This window comes from Frondihabitans sp. PAMC 28766, from assembly GCF_001577365.1.
Lineage (GTDB): Bacteria > Actinomycetota > Actinomycetes > Actinomycetales > Microbacteriaceae > Frondihabitans.
Genome location: NZ_CP014513.1, coordinates 4040229 through 4062571, shown reverse-complemented (window position 1 = coordinate 4062571; position 22343 = coordinate 4040229). Strand labels below are relative to the sequence as shown.

The 22343-nt window shown below is 69.4% G+C and carries 21 protein-coding genes, 1 pseudogene and 1 riboswitch; of the genes and pseudogenes, 14 read left to right on the top strand and 8 right to left on the bottom strand.

The window, feature by feature from the left end; translation table 11 throughout:
* The first annotated feature begins 42 nt into the window (after nt 1-42).
* The 7 genes from AX769_RS19405 (at nt 43) to AX769_RS19375 (ending at nt 8333) form a co-directional block, all read left to right on the top strand.
* Entirely contained in the window at nt 43-903 is an 861-nt protein-coding gene (locus AX769_RS19405) for an ABC transporter ATP-binding protein (RefSeq protein ID WP_066282406.1), read from the top strand.
* Complete coding sequence (locus AX769_RS19400) at nt 900-1706, top strand: ABC transporter ATP-binding protein (protein ID WP_066282404.1); 807 nt, start codon at nt 900-902, stop codon at nt 1704-1706. The genes AX769_RS19405 and AX769_RS19400 overlap by 4 nt, the downstream gene beginning before the upstream one ends.
* Nucleotides 1707-1791: 85 nt before the next feature.
* Complete coding sequence (locus AX769_RS19395; RefSeq protein ID WP_066284053.1) at nt 1792-3126, top strand: NtaA/DmoA family FMN-dependent monooxygenase; 1335 nt, start codon at nt 1792-1794, stop codon at nt 3124-3126.
* A gap of 44 nt (nt 3127-3170) precedes the next feature.
* Nucleotides 3171-4505 carry an NtaA/DmoA family FMN-dependent monooxygenase gene (locus AX769_RS19390; protein ID WP_066282403.1) on the top strand — a complete coding sequence of 445 codons (1335 nt, stop codon included), beginning with the start codon at nt 3171-3173 and terminating at the stop codon, nt 4503-4505.
* A 4-nt stretch (nt 4506-4509) separates the two neighbouring features.
* A complete protein-coding gene (locus AX769_RS19385; protein ID WP_066282401.1) occupies nt 4510-5616 on the top strand; it encodes an NADH:flavin oxidoreductase/NADH oxidase in 1107 nt (368 codons plus the stop codon).
* Between the two features lie 5 nt (nt 5617-5621).
* Nucleotides 5622-6926 carry an NtaA/DmoA family FMN-dependent monooxygenase gene (locus AX769_RS19380; protein ID WP_066284051.1) on the top strand — a complete coding sequence of 435 codons (1305 nt, stop codon included), beginning with the start codon at nt 5622-5624 and terminating at the stop codon, nt 6924-6926.
* 39 nt (nt 6927-6965) lie between these two features.
* Nucleotides 6966-8333 (top strand): L-serine ammonia-lyase, encoded by a 1368-nt coding sequence (locus AX769_RS19375; protein ID WP_066282397.1) that lies wholly within the window; start codon nt 6966-6968, stop codon nt 8331-8333.
* A gap of 102 nt (nt 8334-8435) precedes the next feature.
* On the opposite strand, the gene AX769_RS19370 is transcribed toward AX769_RS19375, so the two are convergent.
* The gene (locus AX769_RS19370; RefSeq protein ID WP_066282395.1) at nt 8436-9308 is read right to left on the bottom strand and encodes an aminodeoxychorismate lyase; all 873 of its coding nucleotides are present in this window, start codon (nt 9306-9308) and stop codon (nt 8436-8438) included.
* Nucleotides 9309-9337: 29 nt separating this feature from the next.
* On the opposite strand from AX769_RS19370, the gene AX769_RS19365 reads away from it, so the two are divergent.
* The 4 genes and pseudogenes from AX769_RS19365 to ribH all read left to right on the top strand — a co-directional run bounded on the left by AX769_RS19365 (nt 9338) and on the right by ribH (nt 12157).
* Nucleotides 9338-10000, top strand: coding sequence for a pentapeptide repeat-containing protein (locus AX769_RS19365; RefSeq protein WP_066282393.1), 663 nt, complete (start codon nt 9338-9340; stop codon nt 9998-10000).
* 126 nt (nt 10001-10126) lie between these two features.
* Nucleotides 10127-10265, top strand: a riboswitch (FMN riboswitch).
* Nucleotides 10266-10353: 88 nt separating this feature from the next.
* Nucleotides 10354-11010, top strand: a complete 657-nt coding sequence (locus AX769_RS19360) for a riboflavin synthase (RefSeq protein ID WP_066282389.1) — start codon at nt 10354-10356, stop codon at nt 11008-11010.
* Nucleotides 11010-11645 (top strand): annotated as a pseudogene (ribB, locus tag AX769_RS19355) (3,4-dihydroxy-2-butanone-4-phosphate synthase); the annotation flags it as partial. The gene AX769_RS19360 and the pseudogene ribB, both read left to right, overlap by 1 nt.
* 23 nt (nt 11646-11668) lie before the next feature.
* Nucleotides 11669-12157 (top strand): 6,7-dimethyl-8-ribityllumazine synthase, encoded by a 489-nt coding sequence (ribH, locus tag AX769_RS19350; protein WP_066282387.1) that lies wholly within the window; start codon nt 11669-11671, stop codon nt 12155-12157.
* Nucleotides 12158-12252: 95 nt separating this feature from the next.
* Here the strand turns inward: ribH and AX769_RS19345 are convergent, their stop codons facing one another.
* On the bottom strand, nt 12253-13200 hold the full coding sequence (locus AX769_RS19345) for a ferritin-like domain-containing protein (protein WP_066282385.1): 948 nt from the start codon (nt 13198-13200) through the stop codon (nt 12253-12255).
* Between the two features lie 252 nt (nt 13201-13452).
* On the opposite strand from AX769_RS19345, the gene AX769_RS19340 reads away from it, so the two are divergent.
* Entirely contained in the window at nt 13453-14634 is a 1182-nt protein-coding gene (locus AX769_RS19340; RefSeq protein ID WP_066282383.1) for a hypothetical protein, read from the top strand.
* Between the two features lie 75 nt (nt 14635-14709).
* The gene (locus tag AX769_RS19335; RefSeq protein ID WP_066282382.1) at nt 14710-15588 is read left to right on the top strand and encodes a L,D-transpeptidase; all 879 of its coding nucleotides are present in this window, start codon (nt 14710-14712) and stop codon (nt 15586-15588) included.
* Nucleotides 15589-15592: 4 nt separating this feature from the next.
* Here AX769_RS19335 and AX769_RS19330 read toward each other — a convergent pair whose 3' ends face one another.
* The 3 genes from AX769_RS19330 to AX769_RS19320 all read right to left on the bottom strand — a co-directional run bounded on the left by AX769_RS19330 (nt 15593) and on the right by AX769_RS19320 (nt 17504).
* Nucleotides 15593-16375 carry a dienelactone hydrolase family protein gene (locus AX769_RS19330; RefSeq protein ID WP_066282381.1) on the bottom strand — a complete coding sequence of 261 codons (783 nt, stop codon included), beginning with the start codon at nt 16373-16375 and terminating at the stop codon, nt 15593-15595.
* Nucleotides 16376-16433: 58 nt separating this feature from the next.
* Nucleotides 16434-16997 (bottom strand): TetR family transcriptional regulator, encoded by a 564-nt coding sequence (locus AX769_RS19325; RefSeq protein WP_066282379.1) that lies wholly within the window; start codon nt 16995-16997, stop codon nt 16434-16436.
* A 69-nt stretch (nt 16998-17066) separates the two neighbouring features.
* Complete coding sequence (locus AX769_RS19320; protein WP_066282377.1) at nt 17067-17504, bottom strand: GNAT family N-acetyltransferase; 438 nt, start codon at nt 17502-17504, stop codon at nt 17067-17069.
* Nucleotides 17505-17725: 221 nt separating this feature from the next.
* Here AX769_RS19320 and AX769_RS19315 point away from each other — a divergent pair, with 221 nt between their 5' ends.
* Nucleotides 17726-18664, top strand: a complete 939-nt coding sequence (locus AX769_RS19315) for a carbohydrate kinase family protein (protein WP_066282373.1) — start codon at nt 17726-17728, stop codon at nt 18662-18664.
* A 21-nt stretch (nt 18665-18685) separates the two neighbouring features.
* On the opposite strand, the gene AX769_RS19310 is transcribed toward AX769_RS19315, so the two are convergent.
* From AX769_RS19310 to AX769_RS19300, 3 genes are read right to left on the bottom strand one after another with little or no spacing between them, the layout of a single operon-like run.
* Nucleotides 18686-20173: a serine hydrolase gene (locus AX769_RS19310; RefSeq protein ID WP_066282370.1), complete on the bottom strand. Its 1488-nt coding sequence runs from the start codon at nt 20171-20173 to the stop codon at nt 18686-18688.
* The gene (locus AX769_RS19305) at nt 20170-21543 is read right to left on the bottom strand and encodes a deoxyribodipyrimidine photo-lyase (protein WP_066282369.1); all 1374 of its coding nucleotides are present in this window, start codon (nt 21541-21543) and stop codon (nt 20170-20172) included. The genes AX769_RS19310 and AX769_RS19305 overlap by 4 nt, the downstream gene beginning before the upstream one ends.
* Nucleotides 21540-22052 (bottom strand): MarR family winged helix-turn-helix transcriptional regulator, encoded by a 513-nt coding sequence (locus AX769_RS19300; protein WP_239451859.1) that lies wholly within the window; start codon nt 22050-22052, stop codon nt 21540-21542. Before AX769_RS19300 ends, AX769_RS19305 begins: the two co-directional genes overlap by 4 nt.
* Nucleotides 22053-22343: the final 291 nt, after the last annotated feature.

Here is a 22343-nt window from a genome sequence, read left to right as displayed (position 1 = left end):
GGCCCACCCCTCTTCTTTCTCCGCACTGCAGGAAGGCTCATCATGACCGAGACAGCCGAAGCGGCACCCGTCCTCCGGGTCCGCGACCTCACCGTCCGATACGGCGACAACACAGCCGTCAGCCACGCGAACCTCGAGGTGCGCCGCGGCGAGCGGGTGGCGATCGTCGGCGAGTCGGGCTCGGGTAAGACGAGCCTCGGCAACGCCATAGCGGGCTTCCTCGACCTCGAGGCGGGCAGCGTCGAGGCCGAGACGATCGAGCTCGACGGCGTCTCGCTCGTGCGATCGGGCGAGCCGACCAGGATCCCGAGGCGTACCGACGGTCTCTCGATGATCTTCCAGGACGCGATGAGCTCGCTCGACCCGGTGTGGACGATCGGCAGCCAGCTGACGGCCGTCCTGCACTCGACCGAGAAGGTCTCGAAGAAGCAGGCGAAGCTCGACGCCCTCGAGTGGTTGCGCCGCGTCGGCATCACCGACCCCGAGCGGGTCATGAAGGCGAAGCCGCACGAGCTCTCGGGCGGCATGCGCCAGCGCGTCATGATGGCGATCGCGCTCTCGTCGAAGCCCGCCCTCCTCATCGCCGACGAGCCGACGAGCGCCCTCGACGCCTCGCTGGCCGTCGGCGCGATGGAGCTCATGGTCGAACTCGCCGAGCGCGAGGGCACCGCGGTGCTGATGATCACGCACGACATCGAGCTCTGCCGCCGCTTCACCGACTTCGTCGTGGTGATGTACCACGGTGAGATCGTCGAGCAGATCCCGTCGAGAGACCTGCACAACGCGTCCGACCCGTACACGCGAGGCCTCCTCGAGTGCATCCCCACCCTGGCATCCGCTCGCCTCGACGAGCTGCCCACGCTCGACTCGGTGCGGGCCCGACTCGAAGGGACCGCCGCATGAGCACCCCCGCCGTCACCCCCGTCACCACCCCCGGTGTCCGCATCGAGGCGACGGGCGTCCGCAAGTCGTACGGCCGCAAGACCGCCGTGCAGGACGTCTCGTTCGTGCTCGGCCAGGGCGAGCGCGTGGGTATCGTCGGCGAGTCCGGCTCGGGCAAGTCGACCATGGCCAAGATCATCACCGGTCTCGAGAAGGCCTCGGCCGGATCGATCACGGTCGACGGCCACGAGCTGAACTCCCTGCTCTCGACACGGGCCGGCCGCCTCGAGTACCGCCGCAAGGTCCAGCTCGTCGCCCAGGACACCACGTCGACGTTCGACCCGCGCCACCGCATCCGCGAGTCGCTGCGTGTGCCGGCGCAGTTGCTCGGCGGGCACGACCAGGCGGGCGCCGACCAGGCGATCTCCGAGATCACGGCCGAGCTCGGGATCCTGCCCGATCTCGTCGACAGGTTTCCCGGCGAGCTCTCGGGCGGGCAGCGCCAGCGCATGTCGATCGCCCGCGCGCTGATCGTGCGCCCCGGCCTCCTGGTCTGCGACGAGGCCGTGTCGGCGCTCGACGTGTCGGTGCAGGGCGTCGTGCTCAACCTGCTGAAGCGCTACTCGATCGATCACGGCGCAGGGCTGATGTTCGTCTCGCACGGTCTGCCCGCCACCGCGTTCATCACGCGCGAGCTCGTCGTCATGAACGCCGGGCGCGTGGTCGAGACCGGCCGCACCCTCGAGATCCTCGAGCGGCCGCAGCACGCGTACACGCAGAAGCTCGTCAGCGCCTACGAGGCCGTGGAGGAGCCCGCCGCCTGACCCCGCTCCACCTCTCTCCGCACGTCGGCGCGGCACAGCCATGCCCGCGAGCACCACCTCGCGCACCACCACAGAAAGGCAACACATGTTCCACCTCGGATGGTTCCTCGGCTCGGGTTTCGGCATTCAGCCCTGGAGCGCCACCAACGGCGACGGCCCCTGGGCCGGCTCGAACGTCACCGACTGGATGAAGCCCGACATCTACATCGACCTGGCCCGAAACCTCGAGCGCGCAGGATTCGACTACATCCTCATCGAGGACACCGCCATGGTCGAAGACACGTACCAGCAGTCGGCCGAGACCAGTCTGCGTCGGGCGTTCATGGCCCCGAAGAACGACCCGATGCCCCTCGTGCCGCTGATGACGGGTGCGACGAAGCACATCGGCATCGTGCCGACCGTGTCGACCATCCAGTACCCGCCGTATCTCGCGGCGCGCCTCTTCACGACGCTCGACCACCTCACGAACGGGCGAGTGGGGATGAACGTCGTGACCAGCGTCACCGACCGTGTCGCCCAGAACTTCGGCTACGAACGCCACCTCGAGCACGACGAGCGCTACACGATGGCGATGGAGTGGATCGACGTGGTCACCCAGCTGCAGGACTCCTGGAAAGAGGGCGCGGTCGTCGCCGACCCGGTCGCCGGCGTGTACGCCGACCACACCAAGGTGCAGCCGATCGACTTCCGGGGCGAGTACTTCACGAGCCGGGGCCCGCTCAACACGATCCCCGGCCCGCAGCGGATGCCTCCGATCTGCTCGGCCGGCAGCTCGATGCCAGGGCGCCTCCTCGCCGCCCGGTACGACGACACGATGATCGCGCAGCTGCCCGACGGCCCGTCGGCTCGCAAGTACCGCGACGAGATGCGCGCCATGGTGGCGGCCGAGGGGCGCAACCCCGACGATGTGAAGTTCATGTTCATCGCCACGCCGACCATCGCCGCCACCGACGCGGAGGCCGAAGAGAAGGCCGCTGCCGCCACGGAGTGGAAGAAGAGCGACAAGGCGATCGAGTACAACCTCTGGAACATGTCGTACACGTCCGGCGGCCGCATCGACTTCGGCGGCATCGACCCCGACACGAAGGTCAAGGACATCGACCTCTCGAAGCAGAACGGCGAGCACACCTCGATCGCCAACCTGTTCGGCGGGCGCGAAGAGCAGACCCTCCGCGAGGTCGTCGGCACGTCCTTCCAGATCGGCGACATGGGCCTCGTCGGCTCGCCCGACACGGTCGCCGCGAAGATGGGCGACCTGATGGACGAGATCGGCGGCGACGGCTTCCTCTTCTACCTGCCGACAACCCGCTACAACATGGCGATGATCGCCGACGGGCTCGCCCCCGCCCTCAAGCGTCGCGGCCTCACTCGCGAGAGCTACACCGGCGGAACCCTGCGCGACAACCTCCTGGCTTTCTGACGCCCGCCCCTTCCTTCCCTTCCACACACACCTCTGGAGTACCCATGTTCCATCTCTCCTGGTTCCTCGGCGACGGCTTCGGCATCCACCCCTGGAGCGCCACCAACGGCGACGGCCCCTGGGTCGGCAACAACGTCGACGACTGGACCGACCCCGCCATCTACATCGACATGGCGACGAGCCTCGAGCGGGCCGGGTTCGACTACATCCTGTTCGAAGACACGGCGATGGTCGAGGACAGCTACAACGGCAGCGCCGACACGAGCCTCCGCCGCGGTTTCATGGCGCCGAAGAACGACCCCATGCCGCTCGTCCCGCTGCTGACCGCGGCGACGAAGCACATCGGCATCGTGCCGACGGTGTCGACGATCCAGTACCCGCCGTACCTCGCCGCCCGTCTCTTCACGACGCTCGACCACCTGACGAACGGCCGCGTCGGCATGAACGTCGTCACGAGCGTCACCGACCGCGTGGCACAGAACTACGGCTACGAGCGTCACCTCGAGCACGACGAGCGCTACGACATGGCGATGGAGTGGACCGACGTCGTGCTGCAGCTGCAGGATTCGTGGAAGGAGGGCGCCGTCATCGCCGACCCCGTCGCGGGCGTCTACGCCGACCACACCAAGGTGCAGCCGATCGACTTCGAGGGCAAGTACTTCACGAGCCGCGGGCCCCTCAACACGATCCCCGGGCCGCAGCGGATGCCTCCGATCTGCTCGGCCGGATCGTCGGAGCCCGGCCGCGCCCTCGGCGCCAAGTACGACGACACCATGATCTCGATGGTGCGGAGCGGCGCCGAGGGCAAGGAGTTCCGCGACGACATGCGGAGGCGCATCGCTGCGAACGGCCGCAACCCCGACGACGTCAAGCTGATGTTCCTGGCCACGCCGACGATCGCCGCGACCGACGACGAAGCCCTGGCCATGGTCGAGGCGGGCAAGGCGTACCGCGCCAGCGACAAGGGCATCGAGTACAACCTCTGGAACATGTCGTACACCTCCGGCGGCCGCATCGACTTCGGCGGCATCGACCCCGACACGCTCATCCGCGACATCGACCTGTCGAAGCAGAACGGCGAGAACACCTCGATCAAGAACCTCTTCGAGGGCAACGAGGACAAGACGCTGCGGGAGGTCGTCGCCTCGCAGCACCAGGTCAGCGATCTCGGCCTCTACGGTTCGCCCGACACGGTCGCCGGCAAGATGGAAGACCTGATGGCCGAGATCGGCGGCGACGGATTCCTGATCTACATGCCGACGACGCGTCTCAACCTCGCCATGGTGGCCGACGGTCTCGCGCCGGCTCTCCGTCGTCGCGGGCTGATCCGCGAGGAGTACACCGGGTCGACGCTCCGCGAGAACCTGCTGGCGTTCTGACATCGTGACCACCACGACCGAGCCGGCCCTCTTTCGCCCGATCACCCTCCGGTCGACGACCTTCCGCAACCGCCTCTGGGTGCCGTCCCTCACGATGTTCGCGTCGGAGGGGCGGGACGGGGTGCCGAGCCCGTTCCACTTCGTGCACCTCGGCGGCATCGCCGCGGGCGGCGCCGGCGCCATCATCACCGAGTCGACGGCCGTCACCCCCGAGGGCCGCGTCTCGCCGCACGACGTCGGGATCTGGAGCGACGAGCTGCGCGACGCGTGGATTCCGATCGTGGAGTTCGCGCACTCGCAGGGCACCATGATCGGCGTGCAGCTGGGGCACGGCGGCCGCAAGTCGGCGACAAACCGATCCTGGGAGCCGCAGGTCGGGACCATTGCGCCTGGCGAGGGCGGCTGGCTGACCGTCGGCCCGTCGGCCATCGCCTATGAGGGCTACGACGTGCCGCGCGCCCTCACCCTCGACGAGGTCCACGCGACGGTGGCGGCGTTCGTCGACGCCGCCCGCCGGTCGCTCGAGGCAGGATTCGACTTCGTCGAGATCCACGCGGCGCACGGCTTCCTGATCCACCAGTTCCTGTCGCCGCTGAGCAATCGGCGCCGTGACGAGTACGGCGGCTCGTTCGAGAACCGCGCCCGCTTCTTCCTCGAGATCGTCGAGGGGATCCGGGTGGCTACCGATGACGACTTCCCGATCGTCGTGCGCGTCTCGGCGACCGACTGGGTCGAGGGCGGCTGGGACGAAGAGCAGACGGCTGCTGTCGCGCGCCTCGCCGCCGCCGCCGGGGCCGACTTCTTCGACGTCTCGACGGGTGGCCTCGTTCCCGACGCGAAGATCCCCGTGTTCCCTGGCTACCAGGTGCAGTTCGCCGAGCGGCTTCGCGAGGCGGCAGGCGTGCCGACGGGGGCCGTCGGCCTGATCCTGACGGCCCACCAGGCCGATGACATCGTCGCCGCCGGCAGGGCGGACGTCGTGTTCGTCGGCCGCGAGTTCATGCGCGACCCGCACTTCGGACTCCGGGCCGCGGCCGAGCTCGGCCTGCGGCTCGACTATCACCCGCTTCCCTACCACCGCGCGCGCTTCGCGCACACTCTCGAAGGATGAAGAACATGTTCCACCTGGGTTGGTTCCTCGGATACGGTTTCGGCGTCTACGGCTGGAACGAGCAATGGTCAGGCAACGTCGGCCGTGACGTGGCCAACCCGCAGCTCTTCATCGATGCGGCGACCTCGCTCGAGCGCGCCGGATTCGACTACATGATGCTCGAAGACTCGTCGGTCGTACCCGACGTCTACGGCGGCGGCCTCGAGTACTCGCTGCGCACCGGCATCGTCCGCCACGACCCGATGCCGCTGGTGCCGTTGCTCGCCGCGGCCACCAAGCACCTCGGCATCGTCGCGACCGCGGCGACGTCGTTCTACCCGCCATTCCTCGCCGCGCGTCTCATGTCGACTCTCGACCACCTCACGCACGGGCGCGCCGGGCTCAATCTCGTGACCGCGAGCCCGCACGCCTCGGCGCAGAACTACGGCTACGAGCAGCACTTCGAGCACGACCTGCGCTATGAGATGGCCGACGAGTGGGTGCAGGCCGTCAAGGCGCTCTGGGACACCTGGGACGCCGACGCGCTGGTCCTCGACGAGGCGACCGGAGTATTCGCCGACCACACCAAGGTGCACCACGCGAACTTCGAGGGGCAGTTCTTCAAGACCCGCGGCCCTCTCAACACCGTGCCGTCGCCCCAGCACCACCCGGTGCTCTGCCAGGCCGGCGGGTCGCCGAAGGGCCGCGACCTCGGCGCCAAGAACGCCGACACTCTCATCGCGGCCGCCCGAGGCGTCCCGGCGATGAAGGAGTACCGCGACGACATCCGCCGCCGCGCAGCCGGGTTCGGCCGCAACCCCGACGACGCCAAGGTGCTCTTCCTCGTCTCGCCGGTGCTCGGCGACACCCAGCGCGAAGCGGAGGACAAACGCGACCGCATGCTCACGGCGACCGAGGCGTCCATCGAGGGGCAGTTGGCCAACCTGTCCTACCTGAGTGGTTTCGACTTCGGCACGTTCGCCCTCGACGAGCCGCTGCCCACCGAGCTGAAGGGCAAGAGCAACGGCCACCAGAGCGTGATCGAGGAGTTCTTACGCAAGGCCGACGGCAAGACCCTCCGCGAGGCCCTGCCCAACCAGCGCGACACCACCGGCTCGATCGACCTTGTCGGCACGCCTGACAGCGTCGCGGCTCAGATGGAGGAGGCCATGGACGAGGTCGGCGGCGACGGCTTCCTCATCGGCCTGCCGGTCACGCGCAAGAACCTCACCGAGGTCTGCGACGGGCTCGCCCCGGTGTTGCGCCGAAAGGGTCTCATCCGCGACGGCTACGAGCACGACACCTTCCGCGAGAACCTCCTCGCCTTCTAAGCGCGCCTCTCGCCGCTTCCGGGGGCGTACCGTCGGGGCATGAGCTCCACGTCGTACGTCTCAGCCCTCGACCTGTTCTCGGTGGGGGTGGGCCCCTCGTCGTCGCACACGGTCGGGCCGATGCGGGCGGCGACGCGGTTCGCGCTGTCTCTCGTCGCCTCCTGCGGCCTTGACGCCGTGCACCGGGTGGAGGCGACGCTGTACGGATCGCTCGCGGCCACCGGGCTCGGTCACGGCACGCCCGACGCCGTGCTCGCGGGGCTGCAAGGGCTCGAGCCCGAGACCTGCGACCCGACGGCCGTGCGAGGTCTGACCGGGCGGGTCGAGGGCGCAGGATCACTGGCGCTGCTGGGGCTGAGAGACGTCGCCTTCGCGCACGGAGACCTCCGCCTCGCGCCGCTCACCCGCCTGCCTCAGCACCCCAACGCCCTGAGTTTCGAAGCCTTCGACGCGGCCGGCAGGTCGCTCGCACGAGAGGTGTACTTCTCGGTCGGCGGCGGGTTCGTCGTGCGCGAGGGCGAGGAGGACGTCGCCCTGCCGGCGCAGGAGGCGCCGCTCGGCTTCGCGACCGCGGCTGAGCTGCTCGCACTCTGCGACTCGCGCGACGCATCCATCGCGTCGATCGCCTGGGCGAACGAGTGCGCTCTGCACGGCACCACCGCGGTCGAGGCCGGGCTCGAGGCCCGCTGGGCGGCCATGGAGGAGTGCATCTCGGCCGGGCTGGTGACGACGGGAGTCCTGCCGGGGTGGATGAAGGTGCCGCGGCGGGCAGCATCGGTCGCGGCGACGCTCCGGGCCACGCCCGACGCCCCGGATGTCGCGGCTCAGTGGTTGCAGGCGTTCGCGCTCGCCGTCAACGAGGAGAACGCCGGCGGCGGGCGCGTCGTCACGGCGCCCACGAACGGCGCGGCCGGGATCATCCCCGCGGTCGGTCGCTACGCGCTCGACTTCCTCGGTATCCCGCGCGACGTGATCGTGCGCGAGTACCTGCTGACGGCCGCGGTCGTCGGGTCGCTCTACAAGCGCAACGCCTCGATCTCGGGCGCCGAGGCCGGCTGCCAGGGCGAGGTCGGGTCGGCCGCGTCGATGGCCGCGGCCGGTCTGACCGCTGTGCTGGGCGGCACGCCCCGCCAGGTCGAGAACGCCGCCGAGATCGCCATGGAGCACCACCTCGGGCTGACCTGCGACCCGGTCGGCGGCTTCGTGCAGGTGCCGTGCATCGAGCGCAACGCGATCGCCGCGGGCACCGCCGTCTCGGCTACCCGCCTCGCCCTGCTGGGAGACGGGGCGCACTTCGTCAGCCTCGACACCGTCATCGAGACGATGCGGCAGACCGGGCGCGACATGCGCACGTCCTACAAGGAGACGTCGGAAGCGGGTCTCGCCGTCAACGTCATCGAGTGCTGACCCCTCCCAATTGCGAGGAGATTCTGCCCGCAGAGCGAAAGTGAGACCGATCGGGGGCAGCCCGGCCCGAAATCTCCTCGCAATTGGGAGGAGGGGGCAGGATCAGCGTGCCAGAAGGGTCTGCAGCTCGACGGGAGTGAAGTCAGGGTCCTGGCCGACGGGCGAACCGTCGAGGGTGACCACGGGCGCGATCTGCCGGCCGCTCGACGCCAGCCACACCGCTTCGGCACGCCGCAGCTCGTCGACCGTGATCGGACGGTAGACGGTCACGGCCCCGCGGGACGACACGTCGGCGAAGAAGGCGCCCTGCGTTGTGCCCTCGAGCACGCCGAGGTCGGGCGGCGTCGTGACGTACTCGCCATCGATCAGCGCGATGACGGTCGAGTTCGGCCCCTCGAGCACTATCCCGTCTGTCGAGACGAAGATCACGTCGTCGGCGCCGCGCCGAGCCGCCTCGCGGAGGGCCGCCTTGTTGACCGCGTACGACAGCGTCTTGGCTCCCTGGAGCAGCCACGGCGACGTCTGCGCCACGTCGCTGCGGTAGCCGCGGTCGAGGGTGACGACGGCGATGCCCTGGTCACGCTCGGAGGCGTACGAGCCGGAGTCGAACACGTGGATCCAGCCGGTCGGCAGGTCTTGCCCCTCGACGCCGCGGGTCAGGATCACCTTCACCAGCAGCTCGGCCCCGTCGGCAGCCTCGCCGGAGAGAGAGAGGCCCTGCACGATCGCCGAACGCCAGACGTCGAGCGACGGCTGCGGCAGGTCGAGCATCCGCGCCGACTTCGCGAAGCGGGCGAGGTGCGGTTCGAGGGCTTGCGGGCGGCCGTCGACCACTCCGACGCTCTCGAAGATGCCGTCGCCGCGGGTGATTCCGAGGTCGGTGACCGTGATCTGCGGGGCGTCGGAATCCTGCTGCTCGATCGAGACCGAGCCGTCGGGCGAGTGGACCAGCATGAGGAGGATGGGAAGCGACATGCTTCGACCGTACCGTTACCGTGGAGCCCATGGCAGCTAAGCAGAAGGGCGTCGAGGCGCCGCGAATCGACCTGGTCGACCCGCAGGATCTCAGTGCGGGCGACAGTACGACCCTCCGCGACCGCGAGTCGCACGACGCCGAGCTGTTCGAGGGCGTCGACCTCACGGACGTCGATCTCGAGGGCTCGAGCTATTCGGAGTGCCGGTTCGAGAGCGTCCTCTGGGGCGGCGCGAAGCTGCGCGGCGCGCGGTTCGTCGAGTCGGTGCTGGTCGAGCCGTTCGCTCCCGAGCTCTCGGCGGCTCGCACGACGTGGCGGAACGTCCGGGTCGAGCGCCCCCGCTGGGGGTCGGCCGAGCTGTTCGACTCCGAGCTGCGCGGCGTGCGCGTCGAGGGCGGCAAGATCGACTACCTCAACCTGCGCTCGGCCACCCTCGAAGACGTCCTTCTCGAGGGGTGCTCGATCGGCGAGCTCGACCTCGGGGGAGTGCGAGCGACCCGCGTCGCGCTCGTCGACTGCCGCATCGGCACCCTCGACGTGACCCGGGCGACGTTCTCGTCGGTGGATCTCCGCGGGGCGACCTTCGAGACCCTGAACGGCATCGAGGGGCTGCGCGGCGCAGTGGTCGACGAGTTCCAGGTGACGCTGTTGGCCCCGCTGATGGCGGCGCAATTGGGTCTCGTCGTCGCCTGAATGGCTTCTGTCGGGCGATCGAGGCCCGGATCCGCGCGGATCCTGCGCCTTTTCGACCGGCGCAATGTCACGGGGCGAAACGCGTAAGCAAAACGAAACAATGCGGTGATAGTTTCAGTCACAAGCAACGCGCTCCGGGGTCAGTGAAAATCTGTACCGGCGGTATAGTCCGCGACCCGCTCGAGTCTCAGCAGTGAGAGTCGGGCGGCTGAACTGGTGTGATTCCAGTACCGACGGTTAAAGTCCGGATACGAGGCAGCGCGCGCTCACGTGCCCTTTTGTACCCCCGCGCGTGAGCAGCCGCGATGACGCGAACCTTCCCCCGGAGCATCCCCACCAGACCGGAGAAGTGAATGTTCACGGGAATCATCGAAGAGCGAGGTCGCGTCGTCCGCATCGACGACAACGGCGACTCCGTGCGCCTGACGGTCGACGGCCCGATCGTCGTCGCAGACGTGCACCACGGCGACTCGATCGCCGTGTCGGGCGTCTGCCTGACGGTCGTGGCGAGCGACGAGCGCGGCTTCACGGCCGACGTCATGAAGCAGACCCTCGTGATGAGCACCATCGGCGACCTGGCCGCAGGATCCGACGTCAACCTCGAGCGGGCCGCCCGCGTCGGCGACCGGCTGGGCGGTCACATCGTGCAGGGTCACGTCGACGGCACGTCCGCCCTCCTCGAGATCCATCCCGGCGACGCCTGGAAGCGGTTGCGGTTCGGCCTCTCCGACGATCTCGCCCCGCTCGTGGTCGACAAGGGGTCGATCACCGTGCACGGCGTCAGCCTCACGGTCAGCGACATCAGCGAGGCCGGAGCCGCCGACGGCTGGTTCGAGGTGTCGCTGATCCCCGAGACCCTCGAGGCCACGACTCTCGGCGCCCTCGAGGTCGGCGACCGTGTCAATATCGAGACCGACGTGCTCGCCCGCCACGTGCGCCGGATGCTTCGCATCGACGAGGCGGCCACCGCCGCCCTCGACGCGAGCCCCGTCGCGACGGTGGGTCTCTGATGCCCGCCCGCGCGTCGATCGGCGTCGACAACACCGTCGAGTCGGCCCTCGAACACCTGCGCCTCGGCCGCGGCGTCGTCGTCGTCGACGACGAGGATCGCGAGAACGAGGGCGACATCGTGCTCGCCGCCGAGCTCGCCTCGAAAGAGTGGCTCGCGTGGCTCGTGCGCTATTCGTCCGGCTTCGTCTGCGCACCGATGACCGGCGAGATCGCCGACCGCCTCGACCTGCCGCCGATGGTGGCCCACAACGAAGACGAGCGGGGAACGGCCTACACGGTCAGCGTCGACTCGGCCCGCGGGGTGACCACCGGCATCAGCGCCCACGACCGCGCTCACACCCTGAACGTGCTCGCCGACGCCGACAGCGTTCGCGGTGATCTGCACCGGCCCGGTCACATCCTGCCGCTCCGGGCTCGCGCCGGCGGCGTGCGCGTGCGCAGCGGCCACACCGAGGCGTCGGTCGATCTGATGATCGCCGCCGGCCTTCGGCCCGTCGCCGCCATCAGCGAGATCGTCGGCGACGACGGCGACATGCTGCGGCTGCCCGGCCTCCTCGCTTTCGGGGCCCGCGAGAGCGTCCCCGTCGTCACCATCGCGCAGCTGATCGACTGGCTCGATCAGAAGGCGCCCATCCAACAGTCAGAAGGAGTCACCGCATGAGCGGCGAGGGAGCACCCACCACCGACGGAGTCGACGGCACCGGCGTGCGCGTCACGATCGTCGCCGGCACCTGGCACGAGGCGATCAGCACCGGGCTCGTGGACGGGGCGACTCGCGCCCTCGAGGCGATGAACGCTGCAGTGACGCTCGTGCGCGTGCCGGGCAGCTTCGAGCTGCCGATCGTCGCCAAGGCCGCGCTCGACAACGGCGCCGACGCGGTGGTGGCGCTCGGCGTCATCATCCGCGGTGGCACCCCGCACTTCGAGTACGTCAGCGATGCCGCCACCTCCGGCCTCACCCGGGTGGCGCTCGACACGGGCAAGCCGGTCGGCTTCGGCTTGCTCACGCTGGACGACGAGCAGCAGGGCCTCGACCGTGCCGGCCTTGCCGGCTCGAAAGAGGACAAGGGCGCCGAGGCCGCCTCGGCCGCTGTCGAGACGGTGCTGACCCTCCGTCGCCTGTCGAGTCCCGCCCTCGCCGGCTGACACCCCTGCCGGATGCTGCCCGTCGAGGTAGTGCAGAAATCGCCCCTCACCGTCGAAAGTGAGGGGCGATCTCTGCACTGCAGAGTCAGTGCTGGCTATCCGTTGGCCGTGCTGGCGACGAGGGCGCCGTTCAGGCCGTTGGTGAAGAACCCGCCCTTGCTGACCGAGTTGCCGGTCGCGTTCAAGTAGACGATGTTCAGGACTTCGCCGGGGGTGCGGCTGTAGGCGATGCTGTTGCTGTCGGTGGGGACGAGGTTGCCGACCGTCGCGGAGCCGATGCCCTGGTCGTCGTCGGTCGAGCCGTCGACCGCGTCGCGGAGGCCCGAGATCGCGTTGACGTCGGCGAAGATCGCCGGGGTCTCGAGGCCCTGGGCGTAGAGCGTGGTGCGGATGATGCCGGCGTGGTACGCCTCGACCGCGAGGATCCCGGCGGCGGCGTCGAGGTAGGTCTTGTTGGCGATGAGGCCGGCGGCGCCCTTGTAGGCGGTGACTCCCACGTCTTCGAAGATGAAGGCGGCCAGCAAGAAGTTGATCTCGTTGGCGTACGGGTCGAAGGGTGTCGACGCGGTCGCGATGCCGGCGGCGACGGCAGCCGACTGGAAGGCCGCGCCGATGTTGATGGCGGGGCGGGCGACCGCTGCGCTGCCGAGGGCGGCGCGCAGGAATGCCACGTGCTGCTTCTCGTCTTGGGCGATCTCGGTGGCGTAGTTCTTGATGGCCGGGGTCGTGAAGTTGACGGCACGGCCGCCGCCGCTGACGGCGCCGGTGGTCTGGCTTCCGCTGATGAGCCCGGCGGGGAGGCCGGCGCCCGTGACGGCGTTGAGGTAGAACTCGGCCTCGAGGTATTCGAGGTTGAGGGCGAAGTTCAAAATGGTGCCGTCGCTGACAGGCGTGGTGGCGGCCATGGCGGGGGCTGCACTCGCGACCGCCGCGGCAGCCGCGCCGGCACCGGCGAGGCCGACCATGCCGAGCAGCTTGCGTCGATCGAGGCCTGTCTCGGCGCTGCGATCGATCGCATTCTTGATGAATTTCTCTTCGAACATTGAGGATGCTCCAGTCGGTGGTCCAAGAAGAGGGTTCAGGCCCAGCGCCGGACGTCCCTGTTCGACTCGACGTAATCGTCGCGTTAGACGTGACCCTAAGGGACGGAAGTAACGATTAGGAAGCCCCTCTTTGAGACGGGCCGTTAAACGGATACGCTGAAAGTTTTTCTTTCTGTTTGCGCCTAAACCTGATAGGAAGCTCCCGGGGAGGCTGAGTTCAGCCGCGCCCGAACCTTTAGACCAGGAGATCCAATGACGTCTCGCACCACGTTCCGCGCCGAAGCGAACGAGAGGCCGGTGGTGCGCTCGATGGGTCGCCGCCTGGCGATCTTCGGCACCGCCGCCGCACTGATCGTCGCCCCCGCTTTTGTGGCCGGTACGGCCGCCAACGCGGCTGATCCCTTCGTGATCACGACGCCGACCGCCGGTGAGACGGGCGTCGCCCAGGTGGCACCGAACGTTGTCGGTTTCGCCGGAACCGGTCTTCCGACCGCCGATGACGTGACCGTCTCCTATGTCGGCGCGACCGGTGTCGACACGGCCTCGACCGGTGGTGCGCACAACGACGGTGCAGGTAACTGGACCGAGCTGGAGAACTTCGGACAGCTTGGGCCCGGAGTCACGGCAGTCGCCGCCACGGTCACGGTCGTCGACGCGCAAACCGGTGTTGCCGACCCGGCCTACCCGGTACAGACCCTCGACTTCACGCTCGCAGTGGCGCCGAATGCGCTGACCCCGTTCACGATCACGAACCCGGTCAGCAACGCCGGCACCGTCGTCGCCCCCGGCGACGCGTTCACCGGCACCGGCACCCCCGGTGACACCATCACAATCGTCTACGGCGCTCGTGCGGGCCAGAACCTCGTTGCCGGCACCGGTACCGTGACGACGCCGGGCGGGACCTGGTCGATTGTTCCCGACTTCAGCAAGCTCGAGCCGGGCCAGACCGACGGCACAGCGATCATCACCGAGACCACGCCCGCGGGTGCGGTCGAGGCAGGCACGTCGCCCACCGCCACGAACTTCACCTTCTCCAGCGCCCCGGCCCCGGCTGTTCCGCTGACCCTCACCACCGACCCGAAGTCGTCGACGCTCTCGTCGGCCACGACCAAGGGCGTCGCCTTCCTCGCCACGGGCTTCAGCCCTGACGAGCAGGTGACCATCGCGGTCAAAGACTCCACCGGAGCCACCGTCGAGCTGGCCCCGGCCGCGGCCGAGTTCTTCGCCTCTGCGACCGACGGCAGCTTCCCCGGTTTCGTCATCCTGCCCTCGACCGCCGGCACCGGCACCTACACGGTGACTGTGACGGGCGTCCGCTCGGGTCGCATCGCCACCGGCACCTTCACCGTGGTGGCCGACCCGGTCACGACGACCACCCCGACCGGCACCGGCACGACGCCTCCCGTCGAGTCGCTCCCCGTCGTCAGCGGCTAGGCACAGCACAGGTTCCCGACGGGCCGGCCCTCTTCTCGAGGGTCGGTCCGTCACCACGCGGTAGGACGGATATTCGTGAGATTCTCTCGGCGCATCATCACCATATCGGCGTCCGTCGTCGCAGTGGCGGCCATCGTGACCGGGGCAGTCGCCGCCTTCAACCACCCCGCGTCGACGCCCGTCGCTAGCCACGTCGCCGCTCCCACTCCGACCCCGACGCCCACTCCCTACGTCGCACCGACGGCAGCAGCCGTTGCCGCTCTGCCCGAGGCCAAGTACAACGCGGTGATCCCGGGGCTCGTCGCCTACCAGCCGACCGGCACCCCCGTCGCGGCCCAGGCCGTCTACAAGATCGCCGCCGACGCCCCCCTCTACGCCGCCGACCAGCGCACGCCGGTCGCCCGCTTCGCGGCCCTCAATTTCTTGAAGCAGCCGAGCGTCATCGTCCCCGCGCAGTCGGATGGCCCCTGGACTCTCGTGCTGACACCGGCCCGCGAGGCGCTCCCCTCGAAGCACCCGGGTGCCGCTGCCCAGTCGGCGGGCTGGATCCGTACGAGCCTTCTGATCAAAGTGCAGACCCTCAGCTCTCACATCCTCGTCTCGCTCGACGCCCAGACGGTCTCGATCGTGAACTCGCAGGGCAAGACGACGGCCACCTTCCAAGCCGGCGTCGGGGCGAAAGGCACCCCGACTCCGACAAACGTCGTCGGCTACATGCAGGCACGCTACCTCGACCCGGCGCAAGACCAGACGGTGTATCCCATCGGGCTGACCTCGCTGCACTCGTCGGCGGCCGACGAGCCGTTCGGCGGCCATGACGGCGGCCTGATCGGCATCCACTACGAGCCATACCACACGGGCGACATCTCGCACGGCTGCGTCCGCCTCGACGGGGCCTCGATCACAGCCCTCGATCAGTTGCCTCTCGGCACCTCCGTCATCATCGAGAAGTGACGCCCTAGGCGAAGACCTCGTCGAAGAAGTCTCGCATCGCGCGCCACGAGCGGCGGTTCGCCGTGGCGTCGAACGCGGCGCCGTGCTCGGGCGAATTCGTGCCGGGCACGGCGAACGCGTGCAGGGCGCCCGAATAGCTGACGATCTGCCAGTCGTCGGCACCGCCGGCACGCATCTCGTCTTCGAAAGCCACGACGGCCTCGGGCGGCACCACCGGGTCGTCTGCGCCGGTCAGCACCAGGATCGGCGACGCGATGCTGTCGGCTTCGGCCGGGGCACCGCTCGTCAGGTTGCCGTGGAACGACACGAAGCCCGCCGCCTCTTCACCGGTGCGGGCCAGCTCGAGCGCCCCCGAGCCTCCGAAGCAGTAGCCCATCACAGCGATCCGAGACGAGTCGACGGCAGGATCCGCGCGCAGCGCCTCCAGGTTGGCCTTCACCCGCGCACGAAACAGCGCCGGGTCGCCGTAGAAGCGCCCGGCCTGCGCCTGCGCTTCACCACCGTCCGTCACCTCGACGTCGGCGCCGTACACGTCGCCAGCCAGTGCGACGTAGCCGAGACGGGCGAGCATCTGGGCGCGCACTCGCACATGGTCCGACATGCCGAACCAGTCGTGCAGCACGAGCACGCCGGGCCGGGGCCCGTCGGCCCCGACGGGGTGGGCGAAGTAGCCCTCGAGCTCGGAGTCGCCTTCGGCGTAGCGAGCCGTGCCGGTCGAGACCGGTCCCGACTCGGGGACGCTGTCGAGGAGATCCTGCAGGACGGGGGAGAGAATGTCGTCAGTCACCTCTCGGACGTTACTCCCGGCGGCCGACCGTCAGACGAAGCCCGGGCTCAGACCACCGTCAGACGGCGCCGAGGATGCGGACGACGGCCTCGCGCACGACGACGGCCCGCCGCTCGGGGTCGTCACGGTGGAGGTTCTGCGTCTGCGGCGTCACGAACCACGCCAGGACGAGGCCGAAGGTCATTGTCAGCAGTTCGTCGGGCTCCCAGTCGCGGGGGATGTCACCGGCTGCCTGCGCCGCGCGGATACCCACTCGACGGGCCGTCAGCTCTTCGTGGTCGACGATGCCGGGCGCTGACAGGGTCACGCCCTCGATCTGGCCCCAGAGCAGCAGGCGCGCGTCGTCGACGTGCTCGGCGAAGTGCAGGTAGAGCCGCGAGGCCCAGCCCGGCAGATCGTGGGCGTCGAGGGGCACCGCCTTCACCCAGCGGTCGACGCTCGCGCCGATGGCCGAGTCGAACAGGTCTCGCTTGGTCTTGAAGTGTGCGTAGAGGCGCTCTTTGCTCGCCTCCGCCTCACGAGCGATCGTGTCGATCCGGGCCCCGGCCAGGCCCCTCTCGGCGAATTCGACATGAGCGGCCGCGAGGATTCGCTCTCGTGGCGGCGTCTCCCGGCGTGGCATGGCACGAGTGTATGTCCTTTCGGGCATGTCCGAAACAGACAGTTCGGTGAACGCGCGAAATCGGCGTGATCAGGATGATGGGCGGCTCATCGGCACGTGCAGGATGTCGTCCTCGAGAAAATCGTCGCCCGATCGCACGAAACCGTAGCGGCCGTACCAACCTTCGAGCCGAGCCTGGGCGTCGAGACGCGTGAGGTGACCCTCGCACAGCTCGACCGCCTGCTCCATCAGCCGGCCGGCGTGGCCCGCGCCCCGAGCGCTCAGCGCGGTCGCGACCCGGCCGATCCGGCGATCCTGCCCGTCTGTCAGCACCCGGACCGTGGCGGTGACGGAGCCCTCGTCTTCGGCCCAGAGCAGTACGGTGCCGGGCTCGGTGTCACGGCCGTCGAGCTCGGGGTAGGCGCACTCCTGCTCGACGACGAAGACGTCGACGCGAAGACGCAGGATCGCGTAGAGGGTCACGGGGTCGATCGAGGCGAGGTCCGATTCGTGGAGGGTGACGGGCATCCTCCGACCCTAACGCGGCATCCCCTGTGAACCTCACTCGCGTGGCCCCCGGGTGAGAGACGGGTGACTCGAGCGGCGGAGACGGATGGTTCTAGGGGATCCGGCCTTCGGGGCGCCGTGAGACGTGGTGCGGTGGGGTCGGCCCCTGATCAGGGCCGCCCGTCATCCCGTTCGACCCGAAGGAATCCGGGCAGGGCCGTTTCGGCCGTCTGCCTCGTCTCATGAGCTCTTCTGCACCCGCCCACCGCCCCGGCCGCTCGGCTCGCCGCGAGCCTGACGAGCCGAGGGTCGTCGTGCTCGGCGACGTGCTCGACGACATCATCGTCGCCCCCGCGAAACGCCTCGCGCGCGGCACCGACACGGTCGCGCGCGTCCGCCACCGGGCGGGCGGGTCAGCGGCGAACACGGCGGCGTGGCTCGCCTCGCAGGGGGTGCGCGTCGACTTCATCGGGCGCGTCGGGGCGGGCGACGTGCAGCGGCACTCGCAGCTGCTCGTCGACGCCGGGGTCGAGCCACACCTCGCCTGGTCGTCGGCCGAGATCACCGGCACGGTCGTGATCGTCGTCGACGGGTCGACGCGCACTATGCTCACCGACCGTGGCGCCAGCGCCGAGCTCGACTTCGACGCCCTCACCGACACCCTGCTGCACGGCGCCTCGATCGTGCACGTGACCGGCTACAGCATCGTGCAGGAGCGCACCCCGGTCGCGTACCGCAAGCTCGTCTCCCGAGTGCGCGAGGCCGGCGCCCTCATCAGCGTCGACCCGGCGTCGTCGGGATTCATCGCCGATTTCGGGCCCGCGGCCTTCCTCGACCTGGTCGACGGGGCCGACCTCTTCTTCCCCAGCCTCGACGAGGGGCGCCTGTTGACCGGCCTCCAGGAGCCGGACGACATCGTCCACGCCCTCGCCGAGCGCTTCGGGGCCGTGGCCCTGACGCTGCCGACCGGGGGAGCGGTTGCGGGCAAGCAGGGGGCGAAACTCGTCCACGCGGCACCGGCGTCGTCGCGCCTCGTTGATCCCGTCGGCACGGGCGACGGCTTCAGCGCCGGGTTTTTGGCCGGGTGGCTGCACTCGCCGAGCGTCGCACTGTCGACGCGGCGCGGCACGAACACGGCGGCTCGGGTGCGGGCCGTGGTCGGGGGTCGCCCGTCGCGGTGACGCCCGGGCGGGGTGCGCGGCTCAGCTGAGCCGGTCGGCGCGCACCAGGATGGTCTGGACCCGCGGCGGCGCTTCCGGGCTCAGCCGGATCTCGAGACGCAGCTGCCCGCGAACCCCCGGCAGGCGCCAGACGAGGTGCGTGGGCGACGTGGACTCGTCGCCTGACTCGGCGTCGACCGTGATCGACGTCGCCGTCGGGTCCGGCACAGGCGCGATCGGCACCGGAAGCTCGAGCCCGCCGATCGTCTCGATCGCCTGCGCCCACGCGTGCCGCCGCCTCGCGAGGGGGATGTCGAGCTCGACGTTCTCCGACACGAGGTCGGCCGGCAGCTCGTCACCGTCGACGACGGCCTTCTGCAGGGCGACCCGTGCGGCGGCGGTCTCGGGCAGGACCCGGGGCCCCGGTGTCAGGTCGAGCTCGTGCAGCAGCCCGTGGATGGCGGTCGTCGCCGGTACGGCCACCTGCGCGTAGGTGGCGTTCTCGAAGGCGACGATGCCCCACCCGCTCGCCGGCTGCCAGCGCATGTGCGCCGAGAACCCGGGGTAGCCGCCCGAGTGCGACACGATCGTGCCGAGCCCCGGCTGCTCTTCGATGAAGAGCCCGTAGCCGTAGCCGGTCGGCACAGGTGCGGACGGCACAGCGCGGTAGGCCTGCTGCATCTCGCGCCGCGACGCGCGCGACAGGATGCCGTCGAAGTCACCAATGGCATCCTGGTCGGGGTCGAACGCCGACCCGAGCCAGCGCGCCCAGCGCGCCAGGTCGGGCACCGTGCTGAACAGCCCGCCGATCGACGAGAAGCCGCCGGGGCCCGAGAACGGCAGAGCCTCCCACTCGTCGCCCACGCGCCGGTGGCCGATCGCCAGCCGGTCGTCGGCACCCTCGGGCTTGACGAAACCGGTCGAGGAGAGGCCGAGGGGGCGCAGGATGTCGTCGGTCACCACGTCGCGGTAGGGCCGGCCCGTCGCGACAGAGATCACACGACCGAGCAGGGCGTAGCCGAGATTCGAGTAGGCGAACCGGGTCCCCGGAATGCTGTCGAACGTGAGGCCTCGCCGGAGGAGGGCGTCGAGGTCGTCGTCGCTGATCGACTCCTGCCGGTCGCCCCACGGGTCGTCGGTGGGTAGGCCGGCCGACATCGTCAGCAGCATGCGAAGGGTCGGCACCGGGGAGTCGAGGCTCGGCAGCGTCACGTCGGCGAAGGCCCGCACGTAGTCGGTCACGGGGTCGTCGGGGTTCACTGTGCCAGCGTCTCGCAGGGCGAGCAGGGCGGTCGCGGTGAAGCTCTTGGTGCAGGAGGCGATGCGGTAGATCGCATCCCGGGGCGGAGAGTCGTCGCCGATCATGCCCGTGACACCCGACCCGACGAGCCCGTCGCGGGTCGTGAAGACGCCCCACGAGCTGCTCGGGGCGTGCGGCCGCTCGGCTCGCGCGCCGAACAGCTCGCTGACGCCGGCGATCGCGCGGTACACGGGGCCCGACTCCGTCTCGAAGCCTTTGTCGATCGTCATTTCAGGCCCGCCTTCGTCCGCATCGTGTCGTACGCCGCCAGCGCCTCCTGGCGGCTCTGCTTCAGATCGACGATCGGCTCGGGGTAGTCCTCGGTGTCGACCTCGGCGACCCACTGCGTCACGTACTCGCGCTGCTTGTCGAACTTGTCGGCCTGCAGCAGCGGGTTGAAGACACGGAAGTAGGGGGTGGCGTCGGCGCCCGACCCGGCGACCCACTGCCAGTTGCCCGGGTTGTTGGCCTCGTCGGCGTCGACCAGGGTGTCCCAGAACCACTGCTCGCCGACGCGCCAGTCGATCAGCAGGTTCTTGATCAGAAAGCTTCCGACGACCATGCGCACCCGATTGTGCATCACCCCGGTCTGCCAGAGCTCGCGCATGCCGGCGTCGACCAGTGGGATTCCGGTGCGCCCCTGCTGCCAGGCCTCGAGGTCGCGCACGTGCGGCTTCGCCCACGGAAAGTCGTCGAACTCGGGCCGGTAGTTGGCGGTGGCGAGGTCGGGGTTCGCGAACAGCACCGTGTAGTTGAACTCGCGCCAGACCAGCTGCCGCCGGAAGGCCGCCGTCAGCTTCTTCGCCGCGGGTGGCAGGTCTCCGCGCAGCCGGTGCCAGACCTGGAAGGGGCTGATCTCGCCCCAGCGCAGGTACGGCGAGAGATGGCTCGTCGTGTCATCGGCGGGTAAGTCGCGGTCGCCGTAGTCGGCGAGGTCGGAGTGCACGAACTCCTCGAGCACGCGGTGCGCCGCCGCCTCGCCCGGCTCCCACCGGTCGCGAAGGCCCCCGGCCCAGTCCGGCTTCGCTGGTTCGAGGCCCCAGGATGCCAGGTCGTCGCTGTCCGGCGCCGACCGCGGGCCGGGCACGTGGCGGGGCTTCGGGTGGGGGTGCCGCGGCTCCTGCTGGTCGAGGCACGCCCGGTAGAACGGCGTGAACACCTTGAAGGGCGTGCCGCTGCCGGTCTGGATCGTCCACGGCTCGAACAGGAGGCTGCCCTGGAAGCTGTGCGCGTCGAATCCTGCGTCGTGGAGGGTCGACTTGATCTCGGTGTCGAGGTCGCGGGCGGCTCTGCCGTAGCGGCGGTTCCAGAAGACCGCACCCGCCCCCAGCTCGCGAGCAAGCGTGGGGACGACTTTCTTCGACGAGCCGTGCCGCAACGTCAGACTGCCGCCGCGCTCGCGGAGGTCGGCGTCGAGCGCGGTGAGCGACTGGTGCAACCACCACTTGCTCGCGGCGCCAAGCGGGCGGAGGCCGTCGCTGTCGTCTTCGAGCACATACAGGACCACGACGGGCTCGTCGCGCTCGAGGGCGGCGTGGAGGGCCGGATTGTCGCCGAGCCGCAGGTCGTCGCGCAGCCAGACGAGGGAGGGTGACGTCACGGGCAGACGACGTCCGCTTCAGGAACCTCGGCGATCGCGGTGCCGAGGCGCAGCTTGGTGCAGAGGTCCATGAGCTGCTGCAGCTCGTCGTGGTCGAGCGTGCCGCCCACTCGCCGCGAGATGGCCTCGGCGTGGCGCACGGCGGTGCGACGGAAGAGGTCGACGCCGAGCGGTGTCATCGAGACGACGATGCCGCGCGCGTCGGCCGGGTCGGGCAACTTCTCGACGATCTGCTTCGAGGCGAGACGGTCGACCAGCCGGCTGATGCTCGGCTGCGTCAGCAGCAGGTGGTGCGTCAACTCTTTGATGCGGGCGCGCCGCTCGGGCTGGTTCGAGAGGTTGAAGAGCACGTCGTACTCGTTGAACGAGATCTCGCCGGTCGGGAAGCACGCCGTCAGTTCGCGCATGATCGTGACCTGGGCGCGGAAGAGAGCCTCCCAGGCGCCGACGGCGAGGGCCTTGTCGCCCTTCTCCATCGGTGCGGGTGCGTCCGCCGTTGCCGTGCTCATCTGCTCCTCCATCCCCCTGCTGGCCCACCAGTCTACGAAGCGAAAAGCGGGAAGGGCCGGAACGACGCCTGGCAGAAGGCTGTCGGTTGATCGGTTCAGCCGGTTAACGGACTGAGGGTCGGTCTCAGAGGCTTGAGACCGACCCTCTCCCTTGCACCAAGAGTGTCCTGCAATCACATTCCGCTGAAGCTGCCACAGCAAACAACTTCAGTGACATCAATCTATAACGGCTTGGTAACGGCGGTCTAGTTACCGAATCGTTATTTTGCTGGGAAGTCACCCTGTGGACAC